Source organism: Cupriavidus yeoncheonensis (genome assembly GCF_905397275.1).
Classification (GTDB): Bacteria; Pseudomonadota; Gammaproteobacteria; order Burkholderiales; family Burkholderiaceae; genus Cupriavidus; species Cupriavidus yeoncheonensis.
The window spans coordinates 236,278-248,751 of record NZ_CAJPUY010000006.1 but is presented as its reverse complement, the minus strand read 5'-3'; the positions used below and the strand labels follow the sequence as shown (position 1 = coordinate 248,751).

General features: G+C 66.7%; 12 protein-coding genes and 1 tRNA gene. 7 read left to right on the top strand and 6 right to left on the bottom strand.

Going from position 1 to position 12,474, the window contains the following annotated elements; translation table 11 throughout:
• Positions 1 to 46: 46 nt before the first annotated feature.
• Together KHO22_RS10635 and mutM are read right to left on the bottom strand one after the other, a co-directional pair.
• On the bottom strand, positions 47 to 2,002 hold the full coding sequence (locus KHO22_RS10635; RefSeq protein WP_211947093.1) for a dynamin family protein: 1,956 nt from the start codon (positions 2,000 to 2,002) through the stop codon (positions 47 to 49).
• A 210-nt stretch (positions 2,003 to 2,212) separates the two neighbouring features.
• Positions 2,213 to 3,067: a bifunctional DNA-formamidopyrimidine glycosylase/DNA-(apurinic or apyrimidinic site) lyase gene (mutM, locus tag KHO22_RS10630; RefSeq protein WP_211947092.1), complete on the bottom strand. Its 855-nt coding sequence runs from the start codon at positions 3,065 to 3,067 to the stop codon at positions 2,213 to 2,215.
• A 139-nt stretch (positions 3,068 to 3,206) separates the two neighbouring features.
• Between mutM and KHO22_RS10625 the strand changes: the two genes are divergently transcribed.
• From KHO22_RS10625 to pth, 7 genes are all read left to right on the top strand, one after another.
• A complete protein-coding gene (locus KHO22_RS10625) occupies positions 3,207 to 5,072 on the top strand; it encodes a tetratricopeptide repeat protein (protein ID WP_211947091.1) in 1,866 nt (621 codons plus the stop codon).
• A gap of 86 nt (positions 5,073 to 5,158) precedes the next feature.
• Positions 5,159 to 5,773 carry an outer membrane lipoprotein LolB gene (locus tag KHO22_RS10620; protein WP_211947090.1) on the top strand — a complete coding sequence of 205 codons (615 nt, stop codon included), beginning with the start codon at positions 5,159 to 5,161 and terminating at the stop codon, positions 5,771 to 5,773.
• Entirely contained in the window at positions 5,770 to 6,648 is an 879-nt protein-coding gene (gene ispE, locus KHO22_RS10615) for a 4-(cytidine 5'-diphospho)-2-C-methyl-D-erythritol kinase (protein ID WP_230426823.1), read from the top strand. The genes KHO22_RS10620 and ispE overlap by 4 nt, the downstream gene beginning before the upstream one ends.
• 59 nt (positions 6,649 to 6,707) lie before the next feature.
• A tRNA-Gln gene (locus KHO22_RS10610) sits at positions 6,708 to 6,784 on the top strand.
• A gap of 94 nt (positions 6,785 to 6,878) precedes the next feature.
• Positions 6,879 to 7,832: a ribose-phosphate pyrophosphokinase gene (locus KHO22_RS10605; RefSeq protein WP_211947089.1), complete on the top strand. Its 954-nt coding sequence runs from the start codon at positions 6,879 to 6,881 to the stop codon at positions 7,830 to 7,832.
• Between the two features lie 132 nt (positions 7,833 to 7,964).
• Positions 7,965 to 8,579 (top strand): 50S ribosomal protein L25/general stress protein Ctc, encoded by a 615-nt coding sequence (locus KHO22_RS10600; RefSeq protein ID WP_211947088.1) that lies wholly within the window; start codon positions 7,965 to 7,967, stop codon positions 8,577 to 8,579.
• Positions 8,580 to 8,718: 139 nt separating this feature from the next.
• Entirely contained in the window at positions 8,719 to 9,315 is a 597-nt protein-coding gene (gene pth / locus KHO22_RS10595) for an aminoacyl-tRNA hydrolase (RefSeq protein ID WP_211947087.1), read from the top strand.
• A 68-nt stretch (positions 9,316 to 9,383) separates the two neighbouring features.
• Here pth and KHO22_RS10590 read toward each other — a convergent pair whose 3' ends face one another.
• The 4 genes from KHO22_RS10590 to KHO22_RS10575 all read right to left on the bottom strand — a co-directional run bounded on the left by KHO22_RS10590 (position 9,384) and on the right by KHO22_RS10575 (position 12,451).
• The gene (locus KHO22_RS10590; RefSeq protein ID WP_211947086.1) at positions 9,384 to 9,644 is read right to left on the bottom strand and encodes a YfhL family 4Fe-4S dicluster ferredoxin; all 261 of its coding nucleotides are present in this window, start codon (positions 9,642 to 9,644) and stop codon (positions 9,384 to 9,386) included.
• Between the two features lie 69 nt (positions 9,645 to 9,713).
• On the bottom strand, positions 9,714 to 10,199 hold the full coding sequence (coaD, locus tag KHO22_RS10585) for a pantetheine-phosphate adenylyltransferase (RefSeq protein ID WP_211947085.1): 486 nt from the start codon (positions 10,197 to 10,199) through the stop codon (positions 9,714 to 9,716).
• 178 nt (positions 10,200 to 10,377) lie between these two features.
• The gene (gene rsmD / locus KHO22_RS10580; RefSeq protein ID WP_211947084.1) at positions 10,378 to 11,022 is read right to left on the bottom strand and encodes a 16S rRNA (guanine(966)-N(2))-methyltransferase RsmD; all 645 of its coding nucleotides are present in this window, start codon (positions 11,020 to 11,022) and stop codon (positions 10,378 to 10,380) included.
• An 82-nt stretch (positions 11,023 to 11,104) separates the two neighbouring features.
• On the bottom strand, positions 11,105 to 12,451 hold the full coding sequence (locus KHO22_RS10575) for a M16 family metallopeptidase (RefSeq protein WP_211947149.1): 1,347 nt from the start codon (positions 12,449 to 12,451) through the stop codon (positions 11,105 to 11,107).
• Positions 12,452 to 12,474: the final 23 nt, after the last annotated feature.

The window sequence follows — 12,474 nt, the reverse complement described above, 5'->3', positions numbered from 1 at the left end:
GCGCCGCACGGAGGCGGCGCCACATGATATACCGGCCGGCCGGGGATCAGGCCACGGCGAGCTGCGCGCCTACCGTGTCAGCCCCATCCGGACGGATGATGCGCTGGGTATGGGCTTCGATGCGCCCGCTGCGCTCGTCCAGTCCATTGAGCACCTCTTCCAGGTCGGCGATGCGGCTTTCCAGCGTGTCGGTGGCCTCGTGGATGCGTTCGATCGAATCCACGCGGCGGCGCAGCTGTTTCTGGTGCTCGCGTACCTGCGCTTCCAGCGGCGTCATCACGGACTTGAGCCAGACTTCGATATCACGGTTCAGGTCGCGGAAATTCTCCAGCACGCGGCTGGCCATGGTATCGAACGCGCCCTGCACCAGGTTCGGCCGCGAACGCGTCAGCATGCTGACCGCGCCGAAGTGCGACTGCACGAGTTGCAGGATCTCGCTGAGTTCGGCGACATAGCGCGAGGTCACGAACTGCATCGGCGCCGGCAGCGTGAAGCCATGTTCGGCGTTGAAGCGCCGGTACATGCTGTCGATGAGCTGGTGCAGCTGGCTGATCTTGTTATCCGCATCGGTGATCAGCGTGGTCAGCTGCGCGAACAGCGCGTCCATGTCCTCGCGCAGGCCGCGCGAGAAGAAGCGCTCCTTCATCTGCTCGCGCGCGTTGCGCATGGTGCGGCGCACGTCGCGCAGTTGCAGGCTCTTGATGATGTCGGCGCTGTGGCGGCCGAACACCAGGCGCAACGCCTGGAACTTGCTGATGCTCTGCTCGAACTCTTCCTTCTCGCCCTGCACGCGCATCAGCATGTGCTTGACCATCGCGTGGTTCTTGCCGCGAAGGCCGCGCAGCTCGAACAGCTGTTCGACGATGTCGCGGCGGCGGCTCTGCAGCAGCTGCTGCGCGCCGCGCGCCATGTCCTGCACGGAGCGGTGGACCTGGTCGGCGACGATCTCGCGCCGGCGCGGGATCAGCTGATCGGACAGCACGTGCTCGAAATGCGGCAGGCCGCTGCGTGCCAGCAGCGTCTGGTCATGCGTGACCTTGGCCACCAGGCCCTTCTGCGCCGACACCGGATAGACGCGCCCCTGCTCGATGCCGAGCACCTGCGCCGTCGAGGTGACCTGGCCCGAGATCTCCTTCGCGATCTCGGCCTGAGACTTCAGCGGGTCCCACAGGCCGTCGATCTTGTTGAGCACGGCCAGGCAGCCGCGGCGATGGCCGGCGCCCACGTGGCCGCGCCAGAGTTCCAGGTCGCTCTTGGTCACGCCGGCGTCCGCGGCCAGCACGAACACCACCACGTGCGCATCCGGGATCAGGCGCAGCGTCAGCTCGGGCTCGGTACCGATCGCATTCAGCCCCGGCGTATCGAGGATGACCAGCCCCTGGCGCAGCAGCGGATGCGGGAAATTGATGACCGCGTGGCGCCAGCGCGAGATCTCGACCATGCCTTCGGCATCCACCGCATAAGCGGCGTCCGGGTCTTCCTCGTGGTACAGGCCCAGCGCCTGGGCCTGGGCCGGCGGCACGCGGATGGTCTCGACCACATGCTGGAACGCCGCCAGCATGCCCTCGGGCGACGACGGGTCCAGCGGCACCGAGTGCCAGTGCGAGGCCGACGTGCCGGCCTCCAGGAAATCCGCGGTCGAGGCTTCCTGCAGCCGGGTTTCGATCGGCAGCAGGCGGATGCTGGGCGGTTCTTGCTCGTCGTAGCGCAGCTCCGTCGGGCACATGGTGGTGCGCCCGGCCGACGACGGCAGGATGCGGCGCCCGTAGTCGGCGAAGAAGATGGCGTTGATCAGTTCGCTCTTGCCGCGCGAGAACTCGGCGATGAAGGCGACCTTGAGCCGGTCGCTGCGCAGCACGCTCTGGATACGCTGCACGCGGTCTTCGGCTGTCGCATCATAGAGGTCGTGCTGCTGCAGCCACGACTGGAATTCGGCCAGCGACTGGAGTACCCCGGTTCTCCAGGCGCCGTATTGTTCAAACTGGTGAGCGAGCGTTGTCATGGCGGCGGTTAGGCTGGTTCCTCTCCGGCAATCTGGCGCAAGTGCCGACTTTGCAAGCGAGTCGTGTTTTTGTAACTTTTTATGACTGCGCACAAGATACAGGTTTCCGGGGCCCTTTTGTGGAATTCGCGCCCCTTGGCAGGAGAGTGTTGCGCCGAGCCATCGACACCGGTCCGGCATGGCCTCCCACAGCCGCTCAGGCGCCGCACTTCAGTGCTGGCAGTGCGTGCAGTAGAAGGTCGAACGCTGGCCCTGGACGATCTGCCGCACCGGCGTGCCGCAGACCCGGCAAGGCTCTCCGGCGCGGTCGTAGACAAAGCAGTCGAGCTGGAAATAGCCGCTGGCGCCGTCGCTGCCGACAAAGTCGCGCAGCGTGCTGCCACCGCGTTCGATGGCCTGCGCCAGCGTTTCGCGCACCGCCAGCGCCAGCCGCTCGCAGCGCGCCAGGCTCAGCCGGCCCGCCGGCGTGGTCGGGCGGATGCCCGCGCGGAACAGGCTTTCCGAGGCGTAGATGTTGCCCACGCCCACCACGATATTGCCGGCCAGCAGCACGGTCTTGATCGCCGCGGAGCGCCCGCGCGTATGGCGGTGCAGCCAGCCACCGTCGAAATGCGGATCGAACGGCTCAATGCCGAGCCCGCGCAGCAGCGGGTGCCCGGGCAGCATGGCCTCGTTCAGGGGGCTCCAGAGCACGGCGCCAAAACGGCGCGGATCGCGAAAGCGCAGCACGATGCGGTTGCCGCCGGCATCGTCCAGCGCCAGGTCCAGGTGGTCGTGGGCGCCGGCGGGCGGCGCATCGGGCAGCACGCGCAGCGTGCCGGTCATGCCGAGGTGGACCAGCAGCCAGCCGGCGTCGCCCGCGGCTTCGTCGACGCACTCCAGCAGCAGGTACTTGCCCCGCCGCTCGATACGCTGCACCAGGCGTCCGGCCAGGCGCGCCTCCAGGTCGTCGTCGATCGGCCAGCGCAAGCCCCGATGGCGCACGGTCACGTCGGCAATACGCCGCCCCACCACATGCGGCAGCAGGCCGCGCCGGGTCACTTCGACCTCCGGCAATTCAGGCATCGAACCTCTCCGTTGGTTACCGCTCCAAACTCCTGCCGGCAGCGCGCACGCCTTGCCGCGCCGGCAAGCAGCGCATTGTAGCGGCAGGCTACAATGCCCCTATCATTCGAACGCCTGAGCGCGCCGGAGCAATCATCACATGTCGGAACTTTTTCCGGATCCCGTTGCGAGACCCGCTGCCATGGACTTCCCCGCGAAGGCCATCACTGTGCGCCCAGGCATGTCCGCGCGGCCGGCGGCAGGTCCGGGGCGCCACATCCGGTCCCTGACCGCGGCCGCCTGCCTAGCGCTTGCCGCGATCGGCGCGGTCCAGGCCGCGCCGGCGCAGCCCGACAAGGCGCCCGCCGGCGTCACGCTGCCGAACGTATCGCTGAGCGGCGACATCATGTACAGCGTGATGGCCGCCGAGATCTCGCTGCAGCGCGGACTGGTCGGCCCGGCCTACCGCACTTATATCGAACTGGCCCGTTCCACGCGCGACCCGCGCTTCGCGCAGCGTGCGACGGAGATTGCCTTCAACGCGCGCATCCCGCAGCAGGCGCTCGACGCCGCGCGACTGTGGAGCGACATTGCCCCAGGCTCTCCGGGGGCTCGGCAAGTGCTCTCGACCCTGCTGGTGCTCAACGGCCGCTGGAGCGAAGCGCGGCCGCTGCTGGCCCAGCAGTTGTCCGGCGTGCCCGCCAACCACCGTGCCGAGAGCATCCTCCAGCTTCAGCAGCAGATGTCGCGCACGAGCGATCCCGCCGGCGCGGCAGCGATGCTGCAGGACCTGACCCGCGACGATGCGCGCCTGCCGGAGACGCAGCTTGCCATTGCCCGGGCGCAGGAGATCGCGGGCGACATGCCGGCCGCGCTCGCGGCGCTCGACGAAGCGCTGCGGCTGCGCCCCGATTTCGAGCCCGCGGCGCTGATGGCGGCCGAATTGCGCGCCGAGAGCGAGCCCGACAAGGCGGTTGCCGGCCTGCGCCGCTTCCTCGACAAGTCGCCGCGATCGGTGAGCGGCCACATCACGCTGGCGCGCCTGTACCTGATGCGCAACGACATGCCGGCTGCGCGCCAGGAATTCGAGACACTGCGCAAGGTCGCGCCAAACGACCCGCGCGTGCCGCTCGCGCTGGGGCTGACCAGCCTCCAGGCCCGGGATTTCGGCGAAGCCGAGCAGTACCTGAAGGAATACCTGCAGCTTGCCGAGAAGGTGCCGACGGCCAATCCGGACATCGCCTTCCAGTACCTGGCGCAGATTGCCGAGGAGCGCAAGGACTACCCGGGCGCCATCCAGTGGCTCGAACGCATCGAGGACAGCCGCCTGGCACCGGCCGCCGCGGCCAAGCGCGCGCAGTTGCTCGCACGCATGGGCAAGCTCGACGATGCCCAGGCCATCTTCGGCGACATGCTCAGCGATGCCGAGGACATCCCCGATCCTGCCCAGCGCTCGCAGCGCATGATGGCAATCCGCCAGGCCGAGATCGCCACGCTGATGGAAACCAAGTCCTACGACCGCGCGCGCAAGCTGCTCGACGATCGCATCACGGCCGAGCCGGAGAACGCCGACTGGATCTACGAGCTCGCCATGCTGGACGAGCGGCAGAAGCGCTACGACACGATGGAGCAGGGCCTGCGGCGCGTGATCGCGCTGCAGCCCGAGCAGAAGCAGGGGTACAACGCGCTCGGCTACTCGCTGGCCGACCGCAATGTACGCCTGCCCGAAGCGCGCAAGCTGCTCGAACGCGCCTCCGAACTCGGGCCGGACGATCCGTACATCATGGATAGCCTGGCCTGGGTGAAATTCCGCATGGGCGAACTGCAGCCGGCGGCGGAACTGCTCAAGAACGCCTACGCCAAGGCTCCCGAGGCCGAGATCGGCGCGCACCTGGGCGAGGTGCTGTGGCAGCTCGGCGAGCGCGACGAAGCCCGCAAGACATGGACCGAAGCCGCCAAGATCGAGCCAGAAAACGAAACCCTGGTCGATACCCTGCGCCGCTACAACGTCCTGCTGTCCAAGTAAGCCCAGGGCCGGTCCATGCGACCGGCCGCGCCATCTGTCGCGGGCCGTCCCACCCGAGGGCGGCCCCGCTTTCCTGAATGCCGACCATGAACCGATCCCGCCGCCTGGCCCTGTTTTGCCTTGGCGCGCCCATGCTGCTGGCGGCCTGCGCCAGCGTAGCGCCTTCGCGCGGCTTCGATACCGGCGAGACCGCTGCAAGCCGGCACTACACCGGCCGCTTTTCGGCAAACTACGTCCGCTATGGCCGCGACGAAGGCGTACAGGGCAGCTTCCGCTGGGAGGAACAAGGCCGCAACGTGCGCCTCGACCTGCTGTCGCCGCTCGGCCAGACGCTGGCCGTCGTCACCGCCACGCCTTCGGGCGCGACCCTCGACCTGCCCAACAAGCCGCCACGCAATGCGCCGGAAGTCGACAGCCTGCTCGAGGACGCGCTTGGCTTTGCGCTGCCGGTGGCCGGCATGCGCGACTGGCTGCACGGCCGCCCTTCGGCCGGCCGCCCGGCCAACGCCACGCGCGATGCCCAGGGCCGCCTCGCCACGCTGGCACAGGACGGCTGGAGCGTGCGCTACGTGGCCTGGCAGGATGCGCCCGCCAGCGCGCAGACGACCGCGGCGCGACCGCGCCGCATCGACCTGGAGCGCGACCGCGGCCCCACGCCGCTGTCGGTCAAGCTCGTGATCGACCCGGAGGAAACGCCTTGACCGGAACCATCCAACTGCCGCCGCCGCAATTGCGCAATTGCCCTGCGCCGGCCAAGCTCAACCTGTTCCTGCACGTAACGGGCAGGCGCCCGGATGGCTACCACACGCTGCAGACCGTGTTCCAGCTGGTGGACTGGTGCGACACGCTGCATTTCCGGCGCCGCGACGACGGTATCGTGACGCGCGCCACCGACATCCCGGGCGTGCCAGCGCAGACCGACCTCGTCGTGCGGGCCGCACGCGCGCTGCAGCAGGCGACGGGCACGCGCTACGGCGCCGACATCGAGATCGACAAGATCCTGCCGATGGGCGGCGGCATCGGCGGCGGTTCATCCGACGCGGCCACGACGCTGCTCGCGCTGAACCACCTGTGGGGACTTGGCCTGGCGCGCGCGGAGCTGATGCGGATCGGGCTGGCGCTGGGTGCGGACGTGCCGGTCTTCGTATTCGGGGAAAACGCCTTCGCCGAAGGCATCGGCGAAGAACTGACCCCGGTGGAGTTGCCGGATAGCTGGTTCGTGATCATCCATCCGAAACAACATGTGCCGACCGCTGAAATTTTTTCGGACGAGTGCTTGACAAGGAATACCCCACTCTCCATAATTGCGGTCTTCGCTGCTTGCACAAACAAATTCGCTTTCGGTCGCAACGATCTGGAAGCGATAGCAACAGCGAAGTTCGGCGAAGTTGCCCGAGCCCTTGAATGGCTGAAGCAGTTCAATCAGCATGCAAGGATGACCGGTTCCGGAGCCTGCGTGTTTGCACGTTTTCCCGACGAGCAGACGGCGCAGCAGATCCTGAAGCGGTTGCCTTCCGAGTGGGATGGCAGATGTGTGCGCAGTCTGGCACATCATCCGCTCGCAGCGTTCGTATAGCAAGTTATCGTTCGGCGCGGTACAGCATTCAGGTACCACGAAGAGCGGCAAGGTTGTGTAGGGGAGTCGCCAAGTTGGTCAAGGCACCGGATTTTGATTCCGGCATTCGAAGGTTCGAATCCTTCTTCCCCTGCCATTACATTCCTATGGTGTCCTCACGGACCCTCAGTATTAGTCACCGGTTCTGCCGGTGACACCAAGCTCCCCCAGCAGCAAGACAGGTGCCCCGAATGAGCAGCGAAGGCTTGATGGTATTTACCGGCAACGCCAACCCCAAACTCGCGGAGGCTGTCGTACAGCACCTCGGCATTCCGCTGGGCAAGGCGCTCGTTGGCCGTTTCTCCGACGGCGAAGTTCAGGTTGATATCCAGGAAAACGTACGCGGCAAGCACGTCATCGTGCTGCAGTCCACCTGCGCGCCGACCAACGACAACCTGATGGAACTGATGGTGATGGTCGACGCGCTCAAGCGCGCCTCGGCACGCAGCATCACCGCCGCCATGCCCTACTTCGGCTATGCCCGCCAGGATCGCCGCCCGCGTTCGGCGCGCGTGGCAATCTCGGCCAAGGTTGTGGCCAACATGCTCGAAGTCGCCGGTGTCGAGCGCGTGCTGACGATGGACCTGCACGCCGACCAGATCCAGGGCTTCTTCGATATCCCCGTCGACAACATCTACGCTTCGCCAGTACTGCTGGGCGACCTGCGCGAGAAGAACTACGGTGACCTGCTGGTCGTGTCGCCGGACGTCGGCGGCGTGGTCCGCGCGCGTGCGCTGGCCAAGGAACTGAACTGCGACCTGGCGATCATCGACAAGCGTCGTCCCAAGGCCAATGTGGCCGAGGTGATGAACATCATCGGTGAAGTCGACGGCCGCAACTGCGTGATCATGGACGACATGATCGACACCGGCGGCACGCTCTGCAAGGCGGCCCAAGTGCTGAAGGAACGCGGTGCGCAGAAGGTCTTCGCCTACTGCACGCACCCGGTGCTGTCCGGCGGCGCGGCTGCCCGCATCGCGGACTCGGCACTGGACGAAGTGGTGGTGTGCGACACCATCCCGCTGTCGGAAGAGGCTGCCAAATGCGGCAAGATCCGCCAGCTGTCGACCGCCCCGCTGCTGGCCGAAACGTTCACGCGTATCGTCAAGGGCGACTCGATCATGTCGCTGTTCGCGGGTTCCTGATAGAATTTCCGGCTTTGCTGCGCCGATTGCGGTTTTTTCGACGATCGGCGTGATGTGACCGGCGCATCAGTTTCGATTGCGCCACAACAGGGCTGTCTGGTCGCGGACAGCCTTCTTTACTTTGGAGTCATCATGAAAGTAGTCGCTTTCGAGCGTAGCGTACAGGGAACGGGTGCGAGCCGCCGCCTGCGCAATTCGGGCAAGACCCCCGGCATCATCTATGGCGGCGCCGCCGATCCGAAGATGATCGAACTGGATCACAACGCGCTGTGGCACGCCCTGAAGAAGGAAGCCTTCCACTCGTCGATCCTGGACCTGGAAGTCGCTGGCAAGTCGGAAAAGGCCCTGCTGCGCGCATTCCAGATGCACCCGTTCAAGCCGATGGTGCTGCACGTCGATTTCCAGCGCGTGTCGGCCACCGAAAAGATCCACGTCAAGGTGCCCCTGCACTTCATGAACCAGGAAACCGCTCCTGGCGTGAAGCTGGGCCACGGCCTGGTCAACCACATCGTGAACGACCTGGAAGTGTCGTGCCTGCCGGCCGACCTGCCCGAGTTCATCGAAGTGGACGTCGGCACGATGGAACTGGGCCAGACCCTGCACCTGGCTGACCTGAAGCTGCCGAAGGGCGTGACCGTCGTGACCCACGGCGACGACAACCCGGCTGTCGCCAGCATCTCGCTGCCGGCTGGTGCCGCTTCGGCTGCTGAAGGCACTGAAGGCGAAGGCGAAACGCCGGCTGCCTAAGCTGCCTGTGCTGCCAGACCGCATTGCGGCCTGGCAGCATGACGGAAAGAACCGCCGGTCATGCCGGCGGTTTTTTTTGGCGTATGCTTGGCGCCGCGGTTCGACATGAACCCTGCCGCCATCCAATCCAGTTCATCGCATGATCAAGCTCATCGTCGGCCTCGGCAATCCCGGTGCGGAGTACGAGGCTACCCGCCACAACGCCGGCTTCTGGCTGGTGGACCAGCTTGCCCGCATGGGCGGCACCACGCTGCGCGTGGAAGGCCGCTTCCACGGCCTGGCAGGACGGGTACGCCTGTGGGACCAGGACATCTGGCTGCTCAAGCCGTCCACGTTCATGAACCGGTCCGGCCTGGCAGTGGTATCGCTGGCCCGCTTCTACAAGATCCTGCCCGACGAGATCGTCGTCGCGCATGACGAGATGGACCTGCCTCCCGGCGCCGCCAAGCTCAAGCGCGGCGGCGGCGCGGGCGGACACAACGGCCTGAAGGACATTGCCGCCCACCTGACCACGCAGGAATTCTGGCGCCTGCGCCTGGGCGTGGGGCATCCGCGCAACCTGCCCGGCGGCGCCGGAGCGGGTCGCGAGGATGTCGTCAACTACGTGCTCAAGCCGCCGCGCAAGGAAGAACAGCAGGCGATCGACGAAGCCATCGACCGCTGCGTTGACCCGTTGGGCCTGCTGGCACGCGGCGAGTCCGAGCGCGCGATGATGGCGCTGCACACGACGCGCTGACCCCCAGACAACAAAAAACCCGCCGGAAGGCGGGTTTTTTGTTGCGAATTCGCCGAAGCCCCGATCAGTCAGGCCGCGTGCTTGGCCGCGGTCAGCAGCCGGTACCGGTGCATCAGGACTTCGTGGGTCTCGACGCGGTTCGGGTCCTTGGGGATGCAGGCAACCGGGCAGACCTGCTGGCACTGCGGCTCATCGAAATGCCCGACGCATTCGGTGCACTTGTTGGGGTCGATCTCATAGATCTCGGGCCCCATCGAAATGGCTTCGTTCGGGCACTCGGGTTCACAAACGTCGCAGTTGATGCAGTCGTCGGTGATCAGTAGCGCCATGGTGTTTCCTTCCAGCTGACGCGCCCGCGCCCGAACTGGCCGCGAATCGACGCGTCTCAAACCGGTATTCTATTCCGGTTTGGCGATTTTCTCTTGCAGCCAGCGCTCCACCGACGGGAACACGAACTTGCTGACATCGCCACCCAGCACGGCAATCTCGCGCACGAAGGTGCCGGAGATGAACTGGTACTGGTCGGACGGCGTCAGGAACATGGTTTCCACGTCCGGCAGCAGGTAGCGGTTCATGCCCGCCATCTGGAACTCGTACTCGAAATCCGACACGGCGCGCAGGCCGCGCACGATCACGCGCGCGTTGTTCTTGCGGACAAAATCCTTGAGCAGCCCGGCAAAGCCCTCGACACGCACATTGGGGTAGTGGCCCAGCACTTCACGAGCGATGCTGATGCGCTCTTCGAGCGAGAAAAACGGGCGCTTGTTGGGGCTGTGCGCCACGCCAACCACCAGCTCGTCGAAAATGTTCGACGCGCGGCGGACCAGATCCTCGTGCCCCCGGGTCATGGGATCAAACGTACCGGGGTAGACCGCGATGGCCATACTTCCTCCTTGATCTGCCCGCTGCCGGCCCTTTTCCGGACCGCCCTGCCTACCGGCTGCGCCGGGTGGTTGATGCGTCGCGAGCGTTATAACAGCGGCGTAGTGTAACGCTAAATCCGTGAATTGGAAGTCGTCGCCTTGTGCTTTTGCCGCATCGAACCGTGCGCCGCGGCCCGTGTCAGGCCGCGCCGTTCCCGGCGTTGCGGTGCTGCAGCAGGTGGAAATGCACCGCACCGGCACGTGCCTGGCGGACGATCTCCAGCGATGCCGGCACCGGCGCATCCGCGCCGGTCAGCGAACGGTCTGTCTCCACGTACACGGCGCCGCCGGGGCGCAGGAGCCGCGCCGCATGCTCGAGTGCAGGCCGCAGCCAATCCTCGGCAAAGGGCGGGTCCAGGAAGATCACGTCGAAACTGGCGTCCGGCATCTGCGCGGCGATGGCGAATGCGTCGCCTTGCATCACGCGCATCTGGGCGGCGTCGAGCCGGTACTGGTTGTCCCGGAGCTGCCTGGCCACACGCGGGTTGAATTCGACCAGCGTGACGGCCTGGGCACCGCGCGAGGCCGCTTCGAACCCGAGCGCCCCGGAGCCCGCGAACAGGTCCAGGCAATTCAGGCCGGCCAGGTCCTGCCCCAGCCAGTTGAACAGGGTTTCACGCACGCGGTCAGGCGTGGGCCGCAGCCCCTGCGCTTCGGGCACGGGCAGCATCGTGCGCTTCCAGCGGCCACCGATGATGCGGACCTGGGACGGCGCCTGGCGCGGCGCCGGAGAAGACGATCGCCCGCTCGCGGCGGGCGATGGAGATCGGGAACGCGAATTCATGCCGTGATTGTAGAGCCTGTCGGCGCTTCGGCCATCACTGGCCGTTGCGCGCTGCCTGCGGCGGGCCCCGGAGGACTATCGTTCACTCCGGACCACCGACAATCACCGTGGCCATGGCGTCGGGATGGACATGGCGCCCGAACGCCGCCTTCACCTGCTGGCCGGTAACCTTGCCGACCTGCGCCGTCCAGGTGTCCAGGTAGTCGAGCGGCAGCCCGTACCAGCCGATATTGGCCACATTGGTCAGCAGCTTGCGGTTGCTGTCGATGCGCAGCGGAAAGCCGTTGACCAGGTTGTCCTTGGCCGCCTTGAGTTCGGCGTCGGTCGGGCCTTCGGCGACGAAGCGGGCCAGCACCTGCCGCACCAGCGCGAGCGCCTCCTTGGTCTGCTCCTTCTTGGTCTGCAGGCTGATGCCGAACGGACCCGGCTGCTTGGACGGCGCAAAGTAGCTGTCCACGCCGTAGGTGAGTCCGCGCTTCTCTCGCACTTCATCCGTCAGGCGCGAGCTGAAGCCGCCTCCGCCCAGTACGTAGTTGCCGACCAGCAGCGCGAAGTAATCCGGGTCGCCGCGTGCGATCGACGGCTGGCCGGTCACGACCGCCGCCTGCTGCGCGGGATGCGGCACGCGCTGCTCGCTGGCCGGGATGGTCATCTGCACCTGCGGCATGGCCGGGGCCGCACTGCCCTGCGGCAAGCCACTGGTCAGCTTCTCGGCAATGGCTTCGGCCTGCTTGCGGTCGATCGCGCCGATCAGCGTGACCACCGCACGCGACGCGCCGTAGTTGTCGCGCCAGAACTTGACGATGTCATCGCGCGAAATCGACTCCACCGAGGCCGCCGTGGCCGACACGCCGTACGGGTGGCCCGGATACATCGCCTTGGCGAGCGCCTTGTCGGCAATCACGCCCGGCTTGGCGTCGGCTTCGCGGATGGCGCTGATCAGGCGCTGCTTTTCGCGGCCCACCACGGCGTCCGGATAGGTCGGTGCCTGGACCAGTTGCATGGCCAGTGCCACGGACTGGTCAAGCTCCGGCTGCGCGGTCAGCGTGCGCATGCCGATGCCGCCGCGGTCACCGCCGGCGGCGCCGCCGAAGACGGCACCGGTATCGGCAAAGGCGTCGGCAATCTGCGCCTCGTCGCGCGCCGGCTGGCCGTTGCGCGCGGCCGCGCCCTTGTCGAGCAGCGCCGCCGCGAGCGTGGCCAGGCCGGCCTTGCCGGCAGGGTCATAGCGACTGCCCGCGTCGAAGTCGACATTGACGTCCAGCATCGGGATCGACGGGCTGTGCACGTAAAACACCTGCGCCCCGGTGGAGGCGGTCCAGTGTTCGATCGGAATGGCGGCCAGCGCGCCGTGCGCGACCAGAAGCGCCAGCGCACCCAGGGCCGCGCCAGCCAGCCGGCGCAGCGCGCGCGGCGAAGGAATAGTCATCTCGCTCATCTCGCTCATCTCAG

Coding starts and splice junctions, on each gene's coding strand:
- rsmD (WP_211947084.1), bottom strand. CDS start 11,022: ATGAATTCGCGTTCCCGATCTCCATCGCCCGCCGCGAGCGGGCGATCG.
- KHO22_RS10605 (WP_211947089.1), top strand. CDS start 6,879: ATGAGCAGCGAAGGCTTGATGGTATTTACCGGCAACGCCAACCCCAAA.
- KHO22_RS10620 (WP_211947090.1), top strand. CDS start 5,159: ATGAACCGATCCCGCCGCCTGGCCCTGTTTTGCCTTGGCGCGCCCATG.
- KHO22_RS10635 (WP_211947093.1), bottom strand. CDS start 2,002: ATGACAACGCTCGCTCACCAGTTTGAACAATACGGCGCCTGGAGAACC.
- KHO22_RS10625 (WP_211947091.1), top strand. CDS start 3,207: ATGTCGGAACTTTTTCCGGATCCCGTTGCGAGACCCGCTGCCATGGAC.
- KHO22_RS10600 (WP_211947088.1), top strand. CDS start 7,965: ATGAAAGTAGTCGCTTTCGAGCGTAGCGTACAGGGAACGGGTGCGAGC.
- KHO22_RS10590 (WP_211947086.1), bottom strand. CDS start 9,644: ATGGCGCTACTGATCACCGACGACTGCATCAACTGCGACGTTTGTGAA.
- coaD (WP_211947085.1), bottom strand. CDS start 10,199: ATGGCCATCGCGGTCTACCCCGGTACGTTTGATCCCATGACCCGGGGG.
- mutM (WP_211947092.1), bottom strand. CDS start 3,067: ATGCCTGAATTGCCGGAGGTCGAAGTGACCCGGCGCGGCCTGCTGCCG.
- KHO22_RS10575 (WP_211947149.1), bottom strand. CDS start 12,451: ATGACTATTCCTTCGCCGCGCGCGCTGCGCCGGCTGGCTGGCGCGGCC.
- pth (WP_211947087.1), top strand. CDS start 8,719: ATGATCAAGCTCATCGTCGGCCTCGGCAATCCCGGTGCGGAGTACGAG.